This window comes from Pseudomonas jilinensis, assembly GCF_003586265.1.
GTDB lineage: Bacteria > Pseudomonadota > Gammaproteobacteria > Pseudomonadales > Pseudomonadaceae > Halopseudomonas > Halopseudomonas phragmitis.
Genome location: NZ_QJSA01000023.1, coordinates 1 through 15,879 on the forward strand (window position 1 = coordinate 1; position 15,879 = coordinate 15,879).

The following is a 15,879-nucleotide window of genomic DNA, read 5'->3' on the forward strand; positions in this document are numbered from 1 at the left end:
TAGTCGACCACGCGCTTAACGGCGACGAGGATTTTCATGGACGCTAGTCCTCCACAGGTCTATGAGACGCCCGAGGGCGCATGACATTCAAAGGGGTGCATAGCATACCGGGCGCAGGTCGTGCCCGATAGTGCGAACCGTCATAAAATGATGACGTTTCGGCCAAAATAACGGCTTTTATGCCGTTATTCTGGCCGAATACCGAGTGTTACGCTGCGTCGATCTGACTGGCGTAGGCTTCCAGGTGGTGGTCATCATCACCGAACTGGTGGCTGATCATCACCAGGCGCTTGGCGTAGTGGGCGCCGTTGTACTCCCAGGTCATGGCGATACCGCCATGCAACTGGATGCACTGTTCGGCAACATAACGCGCGGCGCGGTTGACGATGAACTTGGCGGCGGCCAGCTTGGCGCTGCGCTCGGCGCTGTCTTCGTCATCGGCCAGACAGGCAGCGAGGATGGCCATCGAGGTGGCACGCTCCAGCTCGCTGACCATGTCGACCATGCGGTGCTGCAGGACCTGGAACTTGCCGATCGGCACGCCGAACTGCTTGCGGGTCTTGAGGTAGTCCAGGGTCAGATCGCAGGCTGTGCGCATGGCACCTACGGCCTCGGCACACAGCGCGGCGATGGCGCGGCCGCTCTGGTAGCGGATGGCGTCAAAGGCTTCACCAGCGGCGCCGAGCAGTTCACCCTTGACGTTGTCGAGGGTCAGCTCGCAAGCCTTGCGGCCATCGACGGTAGCGTAGACGCGGCGGCTGACGCCGGCAGCGCTGGGGTCGATAACGAACAGGCTGATGCCTTGCTGATCGCGCACGTCACCGGCGGTGCGGGCCGAGACCAGGATTTTGCCAGCGGTTTGGCCGCCAATCACCACGCCCTTGCGGCCGCTCAACACCCAGTCGCCGCCCTGTTGGGTGGCGGTGGTGGTGACGTTGGCCAGATCGTAGTGGCTGTTCAGCTCATCCAGGGCTACGGCAGCCTGCAGCTCGCCAGTGGCGATGGCGCCGAGCAGCTCTTCCTTCTGGGTGTCGTTGCCCAGTTGGCTGATCAGGCCGCCGGCCAGGATCACCGACTCCATGTAAGGCTCCAGGCAGATACCCTTGCCCAGCTGTTCCATGATCAGCATGGTTTCCACGCCGCTGCCACCAAAGCCACCCAACTCCTCGGAGAAGGGAATGGCGGTCAGGCCCAGCTCGCCGAGCTGCTGCCAGAAGGCGGTGCTGAAACCGGCTTCGCTTTGGCTGAATTTGTTCCGGCTTTCGAAGTCGTATACGTCACGAACCAGGCGCTCGGCAGTTTCCTGCAGCATCTGTTGTTCTTCGGTCAATTTGAAATCCACGGTCGGCCTCCTCAGAGCTCAAGAATCATTTTCGAGACGATGTTCTTCTGGATCTCGTTGGATCCGCCGAAGATCGACAGTTTGCGCATGTTGAAGTACTGCGAGGCCGGTGCGGCGGCATAGTCGTCGACCAGGAATTCGCCGTCGTAGTCCAGCTCCAGCTCTTCCGGCAGGAAGGGCAGGGCATACGGACCCAGTGCCTTGCGCATCAGGTGAGTAATGGCCTGACGGATTTCGGTGCCCTGGACCTTGAGAATCGAGCTTTCCGAACCCGGTACGCCACCTTCGGAGGCGGCGGCAACGATGCGCAGGGTGCTCATTTCGGCGGCCATCAGCGACATTTCCACTTCGGCGATCTGGCTGCGGAACAGTGCGTCTTCGATCAACGGGCGGCCATTTTTCTGCTGCTTGCTGGCGATGCGCTTGAGCTGGCGCAGGGCAGCCTTGGAGGCGCCGATGCCGGCCAGTCCGGTACGCTCGTGGGTCAGCAGGTACTTGGCGCAGGTCCAGCCCTTGTTCTCTTCACCGACCAGATTCTCGACCGGCACCTTGACGTCGTCGAAGAATACTTCGTTGACTTCATGGTCGCCGTCCAGGGTGATGATCGGGCGTACGGTGATGCCAGGGGTGGCCATGTCGATCAGCAGGAAGGAAATCCCGCGCTGCTGCTGGGCTTCCGGGTCGGTGCGCACCAGACAGAAAATCCAGTTGGCGTGCTGGCCCAGGGTGGTCCAGGTTTTCTGGCCGTTGACGATGTAGTAGTCGCCATCGCGCACGGCGCGAGTCTTCAGCGAGGCCAGGTCGGAACCGGCGCCCGGCTCGGAGTAACCCTGACACCACCAGTCGGTGCCGTCGAGAATGCGCGGCAGATACTTGGCTTTCTGCTCTTCGGTGCCGAACTTGATGATCACCGGGGCGACCATGTTGACGCCGAACGGCACCAGACGCGGTGCGCCAGCAGCGGCAGACTCTTCGTCGAAGATGTGCTTTTCGATCGGGCCCCAGGTGGTGCCGCCGTGCTCGACCGGCCAGCCGGGCGCGTACCAGCCCTTGTTGGACAGAATTTTCTGCCAGCGCTGGTGGTCTTCCTTGGACAGATGCTTGCCAAGCTTGACCTTGGCAGCGATATCGGCAGGCAGTTCCTGTTTCAGGAATTCACGCACTTCATCGCGGAAGGCGAGCTGTTCGGGAGAAAAATGGATTTCCATTGTGAGTCCTCGTTGTAATACGGGTATCCGGCGGCCGGCACTGGGCCGGCCGCACTGATTCATCAAAGATCAGCGAACTTGCGTCCTTCCTTGGCCAGCTTTTCCAGCAGCGCGGCTGGCTTCCACCAGGCGCCATGCTGCTCGTGGAACTCGCAGATCCGGGCATAGACACGATCCAGGCCAATGGCATCAGCATAGAACATCGGCCCGCCCTGATGGGCTGGGAAGCCGTAGCCGTTGAGGTAGATCACGTCGATATCGCTGGCGCGCTGGGCAATGCCTTCCTCAAGGATTTTGGCGCCCTCGTTGATCAGCGCGTAAATGGTGCGCTCAATGATGTACTCGTCAGTCAGCTGACGACGCTCGATACCCTGCTCCTTCGACGCGGCATCGAGAATCGCCGGCAGCTCGGGGTTGGGCAGCGGGGTACGCGAACCCTTTTCATAGACGTAGAAGCCCTTGCCGGTTTTCTGGCCCAGCATGCCGGCCTCGGCCATTTTGTCGAGGATGGTCGGCAGCTTGAACTCGGCCGGCAGGCTCTGACGCTGACGGGTACGAATAGCCAGGCCGATATCCAGACCGGACAGGTCGCGCATGGCGAACGGGCCCATGGCCAGGCCGAACTTGCGCAACGCGCCGTCGATCTGCTCCGGGGTGCCGCCTTCTTCCAGCAGGAACTCGGACTCGCGACCGTACTGGAACACCATGCGATTGCCGACGAAACCGTCGCACACGCCGACCGGCACCGAAACCTTCTTCAGTTTCTTGCCGATGGCCATGGCGGTGGCCAGCACTTCATGGCTGGTCTTGGCGCCGCGCACCACTTCCAGCAGGCGCATGACATTGGCCGGGCTGAAGAAGTGCAGGCCGACCACGTCCTCGGGACGCTTGGTGAACTCGGCAATCTTGTTCAGATCCAGCGAGCTGGTGTTGGAGGCCAGGATGGCGCCGGGCTTGCAGTTGGCATCCAGGGCTTCGAAGACCTTCTGCTTGACGCCCATGTCCTCGAACACCGCCTCGACCACCACGTCGACGTCAGCCAGGTCGGCGTAATCGGTCACGCCGCTGATCAGGCTCATGCGTTTTTCCAGCGCGTCCTGGGTCAGGCTGCCACGCTTGACGCTCATGCCGTAGGTATCACGGGCACGCTCGATGGCCTTGTCGCGGGCCTCGCTGCTGATCTCGAGGATCTTCACCGGAATGCCGGCGTTGGCAAAGCAAATGGCGATGCCGACGCCCATGGTGCCGCCACCAATGACGGCGGCGCTGTTGATGGCGCGTACCGGCGTGTCCTTGGGCAGATCGTCGATCTTGGAAGCCTGACGCTCAGAGAAGAACGCATGCACCAGTGCCGCGCGCTGTGGTGATACCAGGCACTCGCCGAACAGTTCGCGCTCGCGCTTCAGACCTTCGGTCAGCGGGAGGGTAAAGGCGGCTTCGACGGCGGAGACGCAGCGTTGCGGCGAGAACAGACCGGGCATCTTCTTCTCGATTTCGGCGCGTTTGGCGGCTACGGCGGCGGCATTGTCGGCGCCGTCGAGCTTGTCGGTGCGCTCGCCGGTGCGGCGCGGGCCCTTGCCCTCGGCCAGCAGTTTTTCGGCGAAGGCGATGCCGGCGGCGGTCAGGTCACCATCGACCAGTTCATCGATAACACCCAGTTCGAGGGCTTCGCTGGCGCTGATCGGGTTGCCGCTGACAATCATGTCCAGGGCCTTGGCCACGCCAACCAGACGCGGCAGACGCTGGGTGCCGCCGGCGCCCGGCAGCAGGCCAAGCTTGACTTCCGGCAGGCCGACCTTGGCGCTCTTGACGGCGATCCGGTAATGACAGCTGACCGCCACTTCCAGGCCACCGCCCAGCGCGGTGCCGTGGATTACCGCGACGCTGGGCTTGTTGCCGGACTCGATACCGTTGACCACTTCGGGCAGGCTCGGCTCCTTCGGCGGCTTGCCGAATTCCTTGATGTCGGCACCGGCCATGAAGGTCGCGCCTTCACAGACCAGCACAATGGCTTTGACTTCAGGATCGGCCTCGGCGGCCTGGAAGCTGTTCTGCAGGCCTTCACGCACGGCAATGCCCAAGGCGTTGACCGGCGGATTGTTGACTCTGACGACCGCGATGGGCCCCTGGCGTTCCAGTGTGACCACGTCCGACATGCTGAACCTCCGTTGGGTGTTTATTTTGCGTTTCACTATGCGAAATAATGAAATCATGTTTCGCTAGGCAAAATACAAAAAATAAAACCGCTTGTCGATGCCCCGGACGGGAGAAATGGGGATTTATTAGTAAAGGTGATGAGCAGCAGCTGCGCCAGAGCCTGTCCGACGGCTGGTGTAGTGACCGTGACAATCCATACGGCGCAGGGTGTCTCGCAATGAGGCAGGAGAGCTGGGCGTCAGACGCCCAGTCGTTCGATATCGCGGGCCAGCATGGCGAGCTGGTGGGCGAGCTGGTTCTTGACCTTTTCTTCCGACACCAGATACGACGGCGCACCACAGGTCAGAGCCATGATGGTGCCGTCCTGCAGAAACAGCGGTACCCCGGCGGCATTGACGTTGCGGTCCCAGTCGCCGAGTGACAGGCAGAAGCCGTGTTGGGCGTAGTCGGCAAAACCCTGCGCCAGGCCTTTTTCCAGCTCCGGCCAGGTGTCCGGGTTGCGGGCCTTGATCGCATCCAGCACATGCTGGCGCTCTTCGTCCTTCATCGCCGCCAGGTAAGCCCGACCGGCAGCGGTGGTGGCCAGCGGCAGACGCACGCCAACGTCCATGCGCAGCGAGGTGGTCTCGGCCGGCCGGCAGTTCTCGACATAGATCATCGACAGCCGGTCACGACAGGTCAGACCCACCGAGGTATTGGTGGTGCGGGCGAATTCGTCCATGTATGGCTTGGCCAACTGGCGCACGCGCAGATTGGAGACGTAGGCGTAACCCAGGGCCAGAACACCGGAGTCGAGCTGATACTTTTCCAATTGCGGGGAATAGCTCAGGTAGCCCAGCTTGGTCAGCGTATAGGTCATGCGCGAGACCGTAGGCTTGGGCAGGCCGGTAATCCGGGCAATATCCTGATTGCCCATCACCACCGCACCCTGACTGAAGGCGCGCAGCACATCCAGGCCGCGTGACAGGGCTTCTACGAATTTGCGGTCCTTGCCGGCGGCGGGGTCCTTGAGTGTTTCCAGATCGTCGTTCATGGGGCCTGCTTATACTAGATGTTGGAGCCGGAGGCATTTTGGCCGCCGGAGCGCCCGATTGTTCGAACCGGGCAAATTATTGTTGTTGTAAAGGGTGAACGATACCAGAGTCCGGCGTTCTGCACAGCGGTACGCGTTCGAGTTTGTCTCAATCATTGCACAGTGTCAGGTAATAGAATAGCATCTTTTTGGTATCGTGTTTCGCACAGTAAAATAATAGTCCACAATCAGAGGTTAAGATGTCGACACCCTCACAGTCTGTTGTCGGCGCTCGGCTGGCCGAGCTGGGTCATACCACCGTTTTTGACGTAATGGAGCAGGCCTGCCGTGACTACGGCGACAAGCCGGCGTTCTCCTGTGGCCCGGACACCATCAGCTTCAATGCCCTGCGCGGCCGGGCCGATGCTTTTGCCCGCTACCTGCGCCATCATGCCGGCCTGCAGCCGGGTGATCGGCTGGCGATCCAGCTTCCCAACCTGTTGCAATACACCATCGCCATCTTCGGGGCATTGCGGGCCGGGCTGGTGATCGTCAACACCAATCCGCAGTACACCCCATACGAGGCGCGTCACCAGTTCGCCGATTCTGGTGCCAAGGCGGTGGTGGTGCTCGACAAGCTGGTGCCGCTGGTACGCAAGATCCAGGGTGAAACCCAGCTCGAACGGCTGATCGTGACCAGCCTCGACGATATGCACAATCCGGTCCATGACACCGACCAGGCTGACGAAGTCCGCTTCATGCAGGCTTTGCGGCTGGGTGAGCAGTTGCCGGCGGTCACGCCGGAGCGCGGGCTGGATGATCTTGCACTGTTGCAGTACACCGGTGGCACCACCGGGGTCTCGAAAGGGGCGATGCTGACTCACCGCAATATCCTCAGCAACGTGTTGCAGGCAGTCAGCATCATCAAGCCGGGCGATGTCGAGTACGGCAACGAAGTGCGGGTCTCGCCGCTGCCGCTGTACCATATCTTCGCCTTCACCGCGAACTGCATCGCCTCGGTGTTCACCGGCTTCCACAGCATCCTGATCACCAACCCGCGCGATCTGGACGGCATGATTGCCGACCTCAAGCGCCACAAGTTCACCCTGCTGACCGGGATCAACTCGCTGTTTGTTTCCTTGATGGCCCATCCTGAGTTCGACACTATCGATTTCAGCAGGCTGAAGTGGGTTAACTCTGGTGGCGCGCCGCTCAATACCGAGATTGCCAAGCGCTGGCAGGCTCGCACCGGCAGCGTGATCCGCGAAGGCTTTGGCCTGACCGAAACCTCGCCGGTGGTGGTCGCCTCGACGGCCTTCACGCCCTACAAGGAAGGCTTTATCGGCAAGGCCGTGCCGGATACCGAGATGAAGATCGTCGACGACGAAGGTCGTGAACTGCCGGCTGGTGAGGCTGGCGAGTTGCTGATTCGCGGGCCGCAGGTAATGGAAGGCTACTGGCAGCGCCCGGAGGAAACCGAAGCGGTGTTCAGTGCCGACGGCTGGCTGAAGACCGGCGATGTCGGGGTGATCGACGAGGAAGGCTTCCTCAAGCTGGTGGATCGCAAGAAGGACATGATTCTGGTGTCCGGCTTTAACGTCTATCCCAACGATGTCGAAGACGCGGTGATGCGCCATCCGGGCATTCGCGAATGCGTAGCGGTCGGGGTGCTGGACGAGCGTACCGGCGAGGCGATCAAAATCTATGTCAGCCTGCACGATACCAGTCTTGATGAAGCGGCAATCATCGCCCACTGCCGCGAGCACCTGACCGGCTACAAGGTGCCCAAGCACGTTGAGATTCGTGACGACCTGCCCAAGTCCACGGTCGGCAAGCTGTTGCGCCGGGTGCTGCGTGACGAAGCGCGGGCGCAGGCTGGCGCATGAGCAGCCTGACCCTGACGATCGCCGACGGCGTCGCCGAGATCGGCCTGGACGACGGCAAGGCCAACGCCTTGTCGCAGTCGATGCTCGACGCGCTGCTGGCGGCCATGGCGCAAGCTGCTGAGGCCGACTGTGCGCTGCTGATTTACGGCCGGCCCGGCTGCTTCAGCGGTGGATATGATCGCAAGCTGATCGACTCCGGCGGCCCGGCCTGCAATGCGATGCGCGCTGCCGGCGACCGCCTGACCCTGGCGCTGCTGGATTATCCCGGCCCGGTGGTGATGGCCAGTACCGGTCATGCCATGGCCAAGGCCGCGTTCATGCTGCTGCTGGCCGACTACCGGCTGGGGGCTGCCGGCGCCTTCCGCATTGGCCTCAATGAAGTGGCAATCGGCATGACCATGCCTGATGCCGCCATGCTCCAGGCCCGTGCCCGGCTGGCGCCGCAGTGGCTCAATCGCTGCGCCTTGCAGGCCGAGTCGCTGAACCCGGCGCAGGCGCTGGAGGCGGGGTTTCTTGATGAACTGCTGCCGCCTGAGCAACTGCTCGACCAGGCCCGGGCCAAGGCCCGGCAACTGGCGGCGCTGGACCGCAAGGCCTACCGCGAAACCCGGGCGCTGCTGCATGCCGCGCTGCGCAAGGATCTGGCCTGGGTGTTTGGCTAGCAGACCCCAGGCTTATTCCTTGAAATACACCACCTGAGTGCTGGTCAGCAGCAAGGTGCCGTCATCCGCCCACAGATGGGCGATCTGGTCGGCATAGTTGTTGTGCATGCGGGTAGCCCGGGCCTGACCCAGCAGGTGGCGGTTGCCGACACGAGCCAGTTGCGCCTGATCGGCATGGAAATAGTGGGTCATCGACACCGTACCGGCCGGGGTGAAACGCTGGCGGCGGTGGAAGATGCGCGGGGCGAAGATATCACCCAGCGCGGTCAGCGAAGCGAAGTCGAGCGGCCGGGGCGGGTTGTCGCGAGCCCACAGCAGGCTTTCGGTATCACTTGATTCCTCTGCCTGGGTCGGGTCGAACAGGCCGCTGACATAGCGGAAATCATAGTTGCCGAACCACTTGCGGTCGGCGCGCAAGGGCAGCGCTGCCAGGCTAGCCGCCGCCGGGGCCTCTGGACAGGCAATCTGCTGCTCTGACCAGGTCTCGCGGCGGGTAGCGAAAAACGCGCTGGCGCTGGTGACCACCTGGCCGTCCTGACGTTGCAGCAACAGCCAGTGCTGGGTCGAGCGGTTGGTGCGCAGCGGCACGGCCTCGATCTCGAACTCACCCGGCCCGACCGGTCCGGCAAAGTTGACCGTCAGCGATACCGGCTCACCAATCACCTCGGGGTGTTGCAGCGCGGCATTGAGCAGGGTTGCTGCGGTGACGCCGCCGAACGGGCCGACCATGTTCAGGTAGGCCTCGCTGGTGCTGCCAGTGAACTGGTTGGGTGCGGTTGCGCGCAGGCTGATTGCCTGGTCGAAAGCGTGGAGTTGTGGGGCTGCTGCGTTCATACAGGTGCTTCCAGAAACTGACGGTTATGCGGTGCTGGCCGTCCTGGCGCACTCGACAGAAAAGGCGGTAGCGGGTGGCCCGCTACCGTACAGGGATCAGCCGCGCTGGTAGGTGCCGATCAGGCGGTTCATCGCCTTGGCGTGCGGCTCGATTTTGGCCAGCAACTCCCACAGGCTCAGGCCGGCTGGCAGGTTCAGCTCGGTGTCCAGAGCGATGACCCAGAAGTAATACTTGTGCTGGCCGTGGCCTTGCGGCGGCATCGGGCCGTTGTAGCCGACCTTGCCGAAGTCGTTCTTGCCCTGGGTGAAGTCGCCGCAGCCTTCGGCCAGCGACGTGACCGAGCCGGGGATGTTGTACAGGGTCCAGTGTACGAAGCCGTAGGTGCCGTTGGCGCTGATCAGCGGTGCGTCCGGGTCATGGCAGATTACCGCGAAGCTCTTGGTTCCGGCCGGGGCGTTGTTCCAGCTCAGCTGTGGCGAAACATCGACACCTTCGCCGGTGTGTTTGGCAGGAATCGCTCCGTCGTGGGCGAAGGCGCTGCTGGTCAACTGCATGTCATTGGTGAAGGCAAAACCCATGATCAACTCCTTTGCGGTAAGACGAATATGATGAATGTAGTGAGGCTGTTTTTAACGCAGTATTGCCAACGCAGGTAGTTTTTCAGAGGCTCCCTAGCGTATCAGGGCGCTAAGCAGCCATAGCCCCAGTAAAATCCAGACCACACCGCGCACGAAGCGCTTGCGAAACAGCCCCTGAACCCCGATGTAGATCAGAAACAACCCAAGAATCACGGCGGCGATCGTCAGGATGTTGCTGTCCACGCCCAGGGCGTTGGCAAAGCCATTGACGAACGCCGAGCTGGCGTTGCTCAGGGCAGTGAACAGCCACAACAGGCTGTCGATGATCACTCGGATGATAGTGCCGATGGCCGAACCGAGCCATTCAAACGGGTTGGAGCTGAGCTGCATGCAAAATTCGCTGTGCGGTGAGTAAGGGCCCTACCTTAAAGCCACAGGCGGCCAGCGACAAGCACCGGCGCACCCTTGGCTCGCCAGGACTAGCACGCCTCGTCATTGCGAGCCGCGTAGCGGTAAAGCAATCCAGGCGGAGGTGATCTGGCACCTTCCGCCCGGCGCTTCAAAGCCCTGTGGCTTAGTCCAGCCGTTCGATGACCGCAGCAACACCCTGACCCAGACCGATACACAGGCTGACCAGCGCGTAGCGCTTGCCGGTCCGTTCCAACTGGCGCAGAGCGGTCAGGGTCAGACGGGCACCGGAGGCGCCAAGCGGGTGGCCGACGGCAATGGCGCCGCCATTCGGGTTCAGACGCGGATCGTCGAAGGCGATGCCGAGCTGCTTGCAGCAACCCAGCACCTGAGCGGCAAAGGCTTCGTTGATTTCGATCACGTCCATGTCGGTCAGGCTCAGACCAGCGCGGGCCAACGCCTTTTTGCAGGCTTCCACCGGCCCCAGGCCCATCACCCGTGGCTCGACCCCGGATACGGCACCGGCCAGGATACGCGCGCGCGGCTTGACGCCGTATTTCTCGCCGACGGCCTGGCTGCCGATGATCAGCGCGGCGGCGCCGTCGTTTACCCCTGAGGCGTTGCCAGCGGTAACCACGCCGCCCTCAAACAGCGAGCGCAGGCCGGACAGGGCGGCCAGATCGCTATCCGGGCGTGGGTGTTCGTCCTGGTCAACCAGTTTGGCTGGCTTCTTGCGGCCCTGAGATACTTCGATCGGGTGGATTTCTTCGGCGAAGAAACCCTCGGCCCGGGCCTTTTCGTACAGCGCCTGGCTGCGCGCGGCGTAAGCGTCGGCCTCTTCACGGCTGATACCCAGATCGGCGGCGACGTTGTCAGCAGTTTGCGGCATGGTGTCGTCACCGTACTGCTTTTCCACCTTGGGGTTGGGGAAGCGCGCGCCGATGGTGCTGTCGAAGGCACGGAATTCGCGCGAATAAGGGCTTTCGCTCTTGGCGATGACGAAGGGCGCACGGCTCATGCTTTCGGCGCCACCGGCGACGAACAGTTCGCCTTCGCCAGCCTTGACCGCACGGGCGGCATCCAGAATGGCGGCCAGACCGGAGCCGCACAGGCGGTTCACGGTGACCCCGGCCACCTGTGGCGTCAGACCGGCCAGCAGGCCAGCGTGGCGGGCCAGGTTGCGGGCGTCCTCACCGGCCTGGTTGGTGTTGCCCATGACCACGTCTTCATAGGCCGAAGCTTCGAAGGCGTTGCGGCTGACCACCGCGCGGATCACCTCGGCCAGCAGGTCATCGGGACGCACGCTGGCCAGGGCGCCAGCGTGGCGGCCGAAGGGGGAACGCAAACCATCATAGATATAGGCAGTCATGAACTTACTCCTGGGTGTCCGGGGTGGTCAGCGGCAGGTCGAGCTGGACGCGGCGACGCAGCCAGGGGCTGGGCCGGTAGCGCGGCTCGGCATAGACCGCCTGCAAATTGTTCAGCACGGCAAGGATGCGGCCTTTGCCGTAGTGTTCGCCAAAGGCCAGCGGGCCTTTCGGGTAGCCGAGCGCCAGTTGGATGGCGCGGTCGATGCTGTCCGGGCTGGTGATGCCTTTTTGCACGATCTCGCAGCCGAGATTGACCACGCTGGCGATCAGCCGCTGGATCACGAAGCCGGGTGAGTCGTTGATCACCTCGACCGGTACGCCGTCGGCGCCCAGTGCCTGGCGCGCCTGGGCGACGATTTCGGCGGCACTGGCCGGGTTGCGCATCAGTACCCGGCGCTTGTCCCAGTTGGCAAAGCAATCCAGCGCCACACTGCGTGCAGCGGGCAGGGCCTGACGGCTGACCAGATTAGTGCAGTCCTCGCCCAGCGGGGTGACCAGGCAGATGGCGGTGTCGCTCGGCTGGTTGCCGTCTTCGAGCTTGGCGCCAGCGGCGGCCAGTGCTGCCGAGACGTTGCTGCGCAGTTCGGCATCCTGGCTGTCGAGCCAGAACGGGCGGTTGATCAGGACCGGCTCGGCGGCCGGTTCCGGCTGCTCAATCTTCTGGCCATCTTCATAGCGGTAGAAACCCTGGCCGGTCTTGCGCCCCAGCAGGCCGGCGGCTACCCGCTGGGCGGCGATGAACGACGGGGTGTAGCGCGGGTCGTGATAGAACTGTTCGTAGACCGACTCCATCACCGCATGCGAGACATCCAGACCGGTCAGGTCAAACAGCTCGAACGGCCCCATGCGAAAGCCCGGGCCGTCGCGCAGGATACGGTCGATCTGCTGCGCTGTGGCCACCCCTTCGCTGAGCATGCGCAGGGCCTCGGTGCCGAATGCGCGGCCGGCGTGGTTGACCAGGAAGCCGGGGGTGTCCGGGGTGATCACGGCAAAGTGCCCGGCCTGCTCGGCCAGTTGCACCAGACCATCGATATAGCGCTGCTCGGTGCGCGAACCGCAGACCACTTCTACAATTTTCATCAAGGGTACGGGATTGAAGAAGTGAAAGCCCGCAACCCGCTCGGGGCGTTGGCAGCCAGCGGCGATACCGGTGACCGACAGCGAGGAGGTATTGGTCGCCAGCAGGCAGTCGGCGCTGACGATGGCTTCCAGCTCGCGGAACAGGCTCTGTTTGACCTCGAGCAGCTCGACGATGGCCTCGATGACCAGATCGCAGTCTTTCAGGGCTTCCAGGCTGTCGGCCTTGTGCATGCGGGCGACAGTCGCGTCGAAGTCGGTCTGGCTGAGCTTGCCTTTGGCGAGGTTGCGTTCGAGCAGGTTGCGGTTGAAAGCCAGGGCGTCGTCAATGGCTTCGCTGCGGGTATCGAACAGCAATACCTGCTGGCCACTGGTGGCGAACAGTTGGGCGATGCCGCGGCCCATGGCGCCGGCGCCGATGACGCCAATCCGGTTGAACATGGGGTGCCTCCTCGTTTACGCTATTTTTGTTCCGCTAGGCGGAATGGTATTTCGATTATCAGGTTGCGAGATTAAATCCTGTACCCTGTGAGTGCAAGTTTGCTGTGTGGTCGGTTGCAGATACCGCAGGTTGGTATTGGCATGGCATACTTGTCTCGCTTCAAGACAGCAGGCGCTCCCTGCGATGGCTATGGACAGCCGCGGCTGCAGTGTCCAGTTCAGTGTAGAGAATAAAGGTAGGTCATCGTGGATCAACAGGAACGCAAGGCGGTCGAGCGCTCGGTCACCGGGTTTTTTCAGGATCTGGGTTGTGAGTTGCTCGAATACAGTCAGGGCCGCGCCGTGGTCGCGTTGCGGCTGAGCGGCAAGCATATGAACAATGCCAGCAATCTGCACGGCGGCGTCACCGCCAGTCTGCTGGATATCGCCATGGGCCTGTGCGGCACCTGGGCCGAAAAGGCCGAAGAGCGCCGGGTGGCGATTACCCTGTCACTCAATGTCAACTTTTCCGCCACCGCCGCCGAAGGCAGTCTGGTGCGCGCCGTGGCGACCTGCCGCAGCGCCGGGCACAAGGTGTTTATGGCCAGTTGTGACCTGCTCGATGACAACGACAAGCTGATCGGCTTTGGCGAGGGCGTTTTCAAGAAGGGTGCCTATCGCAAGGATCTGCCCTAAGCATGCGTGCCGCGCTGCTGCCCCTGGGGGTAGGCCTTGAACTGGTTGCTCTGATCGGCCAGTGGCAATGGCTGAGCTGGCTGGCAGCGCTGGCTTTTGCCGGCTATTTCCTCCTGCATTTTTCCCGGCTCAACCCGTACCCGCGCTGGCTTGGGCTGATTACCCTGGGCATTCTGATCGCTGCCGTGTTCAGCCCGCGCACTGATGCCAGCCTGTGGCCGAAACTGGCCAGCTCGGCGGCCTACTACACCAGCTTTCTCGGTGCGCTGGGGCTGATGCAGCTACTGGCCAAGCGTTTGCCGCAGCTCAGTGAGCTGCACAAGGCGCTGCTCTCGGGCTCCAAGGTGGTGCTCTATCCGCGTTACGTGCTGACCGCCGGCAGCATCGGCTCGATCCTCAATTTCGGCATGATGAACCTGCTGTGCGGCACCCTGGTGCAGCATCTCAAACGCTACCACCTGAGTGACGAGCAGCGCCGCGCCGGGCTACGCAGCGTGATGGTCACCACCCTGCGCGGGTTTGCCCTGGTGCCATTGCTGGCGCCGACCAGCGTCACTATCGCGATCATTTCCCGTGAGATGCCGGAGCTGGACTGGAGCACCATGGTGCCCTATGGCGCGGTGGCGGCGGCGATGATGATCGTGGTCGGCTGGCACCGGGAAACCCGTGGCCTGCTGGCGCTGCGCGACAGCATTGGCGACAGTAGCCGGGCCGAAGGCATGCTCGGGCTGCTGGGCGGCAGTTTGCTGGGGCTCACGGCAATTGGCGTCATGGCCTCGCTGACCACCCTGACAGCCTCGCAGTCGGCCATGGTGCTGGTGCCGGTCGGGGTGATTGGCTATCTGCTGTGGCGTGACCGCTCGGCAAAAAGTGCGCTGGCTGAAGTCACCGACAACATGGCCAGTATGCACAACGAAATGTTCATCTTCGGTTGCGCCGCGCTGCTCGGCGGGGTGCTCGGTGCAGTCGCGCCGCTGGAGCAGATCGCCGCCTGGCTGGCCCAGGAGCCGAAGTACAACCTGCTGCTGGCGATCGGCAGCCTGTTCAGCACCATTACCCTGGCGGTGATTGGCGTGGCGCCGATCGTCTCGCTGTCACTGATCGCCGGCCTGCTGGCCCAGCTGGCGCATCTGGGCGTACCGATCATGACCCCGGCGGTAGGGCTGATGTGTGGTTTCTCGCTGGCGATGATCTTCTCGCCATTCGGCCCCTCGACCCTGATCCTGGCGCGCTACAGCGATGAAAAACCGTTCCGGGTAGCCTTCGGCTGGAATGGCCGCTTCGTCGCCAGTGTGATGCCGCTGCTGTTACTGTTATTGTTTGCCACATACTGGTTACACAGCTGAACCTCTTGCCCCATGCCCGAATTGCCTGAAGTCGAAACTACCCGTCGCGGCATTGCCCCGCATCTTGAAGGCCACAAGGTTACCCGCCTGGTGGTGCGCGATCGCCGGCTGCGCTGGCCGATCCCTGAGGATCTGGCGATCCAGATCGAGGATCAGACCTTTACCAGCGTCAAACGGCGGGCCAAGTACCTGTTGATGGAGATCGGCGGCGGCACCCTGATCGGCCATCTGGGCATGTCCGGCAGCCTGCGGCTGGTCCCGGTCGGCACCCCGCCAGCCAAGCATGAGCATGTCGATATCGAGCTGGATTCCGGGCTGGCGCTGCGCTACACCGATCCGCGTCGGTTCGGCGCCTTGCTTTGGAGTCGTGAGCCGCTGGCCCACCCGCTGCTGGCCAAGCTGGGGCCTGAGCCATTGTCCGACGAGTTTGACGGCGAGCGCCTGTATCAGTGCTCGCGAGGCAAGAGCATGGCGGTCAAACCCTTCATCATGGATAACGCCGTGGTGGTTGGGGTGGGCAACATCTACGCCACCGAAGCGCTGTTTGCCGCCGGCATCGACCCGCGCCGCGAAGCCGGGCGGATCAGCCGGGCCCGCTATCAGCGGCTGGCCGAGGAAATTTGCCGGGTGCTGGCGCATGCCATTGAGCGCGGCGGCACTACGCTCCGTGACTTCATTGGTGGTGATGGCCAGCCGGGCTACTTCCAGCAGGAGCTGTTCGTCTATGGGCGCGGTGGCCAGCTGTGCAAGCTCTGTGGCGGCACCCTGTCAGAGTGCCGGCTGGGCCAGCGAGCCACGGTCTTTTGCCGTAATTGTCAGAGCTGATCGCTGCGCAACTTCTTGCGCAGCAGTCTGTGGGTAACCCTGTGCATGGTTGTCTGC

General features: G+C 62.7%; 14 protein-coding genes. 5 read left to right on the top strand and 9 right to left on the bottom strand.

The features are described 5' to 3' along the window. Window positions 1–208 precede the first annotated feature (208 nt). From C2846_RS17980 to C2846_RS17995, 4 genes are all read right to left on the bottom strand, one after another. Complete coding sequence (locus C2846_RS17980) at window positions 209–1,342, bottom strand: acyl-CoA dehydrogenase family protein (RefSeq protein ID WP_080049091.1); 1,134 nt, start codon at window positions 1,340–1,342, stop codon at window positions 209–211. Window positions 1,343–1,353: 11 nt separating this feature from the next. Further along, window positions 1,354–2,550, bottom strand: a complete 1,197-nt coding sequence (locus C2846_RS17985) for an acyl-CoA dehydrogenase family protein (protein WP_080049092.1) — start codon at window positions 2,548–2,550, stop codon at window positions 1,354–1,356. Window positions 2,551–2,612: 62 nt separating this feature from the next. Then, entirely contained in the window at window positions 2,613–4,706 is a 2,094-nt protein-coding gene (locus C2846_RS17990; RefSeq protein WP_119702144.1) for a 3-hydroxyacyl-CoA dehydrogenase NAD-binding domain-containing protein, read from the bottom strand. Window positions 4,707–4,945: 239 nt separating this feature from the next. Then, on the bottom strand, window positions 4,946–5,740 hold the full coding sequence (locus tag C2846_RS17995; protein ID WP_080049094.1) for an IclR family transcriptional regulator: 795 nt from the start codon (window positions 5,738–5,740) through the stop codon (window positions 4,946–4,948). 239 nt (window positions 5,741–5,979) lie between these two features. On the opposite strand from C2846_RS17995, the gene C2846_RS18000 reads away from it, so the two are divergent. Continuing rightward, window positions 5,980–7,605 carry an AMP-binding protein gene (locus C2846_RS18000; protein ID WP_080049095.1) on the top strand — a complete coding sequence of 542 codons (1,626 nt, stop codon included), beginning with the start codon at window positions 5,980–5,982 and terminating at the stop codon, window positions 7,603–7,605. Beyond that, window positions 7,602–8,267, top strand: a complete 666-nt coding sequence (locus C2846_RS18005) for a crotonase/enoyl-CoA hydratase family protein (RefSeq protein ID WP_119702145.1) — start codon at window positions 7,602–7,604, stop codon at window positions 8,265–8,267. Before C2846_RS18000 ends, C2846_RS18005 begins: the two co-directional genes overlap by 4 nt. Window positions 8,268–8,279: 12 nt before the next feature. On the opposite strand, the gene C2846_RS18010 is transcribed toward C2846_RS18005, so the two are convergent. The 5 genes from C2846_RS18010 to C2846_RS18030 form a co-directional block, all read right to left on the bottom strand. Beyond that, window positions 8,280–9,101, bottom strand: a complete 822-nt coding sequence (locus C2846_RS18010) for an acyl-CoA thioesterase (protein WP_080049097.1) — start codon at window positions 9,099–9,101, stop codon at window positions 8,280–8,282. Window positions 9,102–9,197: 96 nt separating this feature from the next. Beyond that, window positions 9,198–9,680, bottom strand: coding sequence for a YbhB/YbcL family Raf kinase inhibitor-like protein (locus C2846_RS18015; protein WP_119702146.1), 483 nt, complete (start codon window positions 9,678–9,680; stop codon window positions 9,198–9,200). A 93-nt stretch (window positions 9,681–9,773) separates the two neighbouring features. Beyond that, a complete protein-coding gene (locus tag C2846_RS18020) occupies window positions 9,774–10,070 on the bottom strand; it encodes a hypothetical protein (protein ID WP_080049099.1) in 297 nt (98 codons plus the stop codon). 184 nt (window positions 10,071–10,254) lie between these two features. Continuing rightward, the gene (locus C2846_RS18025) at window positions 10,255–11,457 is read right to left on the bottom strand and encodes a 3-oxoadipyl-CoA thiolase (protein WP_119702147.1); all 1,203 of its coding nucleotides are present in this window, start codon (window positions 11,455–11,457) and stop codon (window positions 10,255–10,257) included. A gap of 4 nt (window positions 11,458–11,461) precedes the next feature. After that, window positions 11,462–12,976, bottom strand: coding sequence for a 3-hydroxyacyl-CoA dehydrogenase (locus C2846_RS18030; RefSeq protein ID WP_119702148.1), 1,515 nt, complete (start codon window positions 12,974–12,976; stop codon window positions 11,462–11,464). A gap of 246 nt (window positions 12,977–13,222) precedes the next feature. Here C2846_RS18030 and C2846_RS18035 point away from each other — a divergent pair, with 246 nt between their 5' ends. From C2846_RS18035 to mutM, 3 genes are read left to right on the top strand one after another with little or no spacing between them, the layout of a single operon-like run. After that, window positions 13,223–13,651, top strand: coding sequence for a PaaI family thioesterase (locus C2846_RS18035; protein ID WP_080049102.1), 429 nt, complete (start codon window positions 13,223–13,225; stop codon window positions 13,649–13,651). Window positions 13,652–13,653: 2 nt separating this feature from the next. Continuing rightward, a complete protein-coding gene (locus C2846_RS18040) occupies window positions 13,654–14,997 on the top strand; it encodes a hypothetical protein (RefSeq protein ID WP_119702149.1) in 1,344 nt (447 codons plus the stop codon). Window positions 14,998–15,009: 12 nt separating this feature from the next. Beyond that, window positions 15,010–15,822, top strand: a complete 813-nt coding sequence (gene mutM, locus C2846_RS18045; protein WP_119702150.1) for a bifunctional DNA-formamidopyrimidine glycosylase/DNA-(apurinic or apyrimidinic site) lyase — start codon at window positions 15,010–15,012, stop codon at window positions 15,820–15,822. Window positions 15,823–15,879 lie beyond the last annotated feature (57 nt).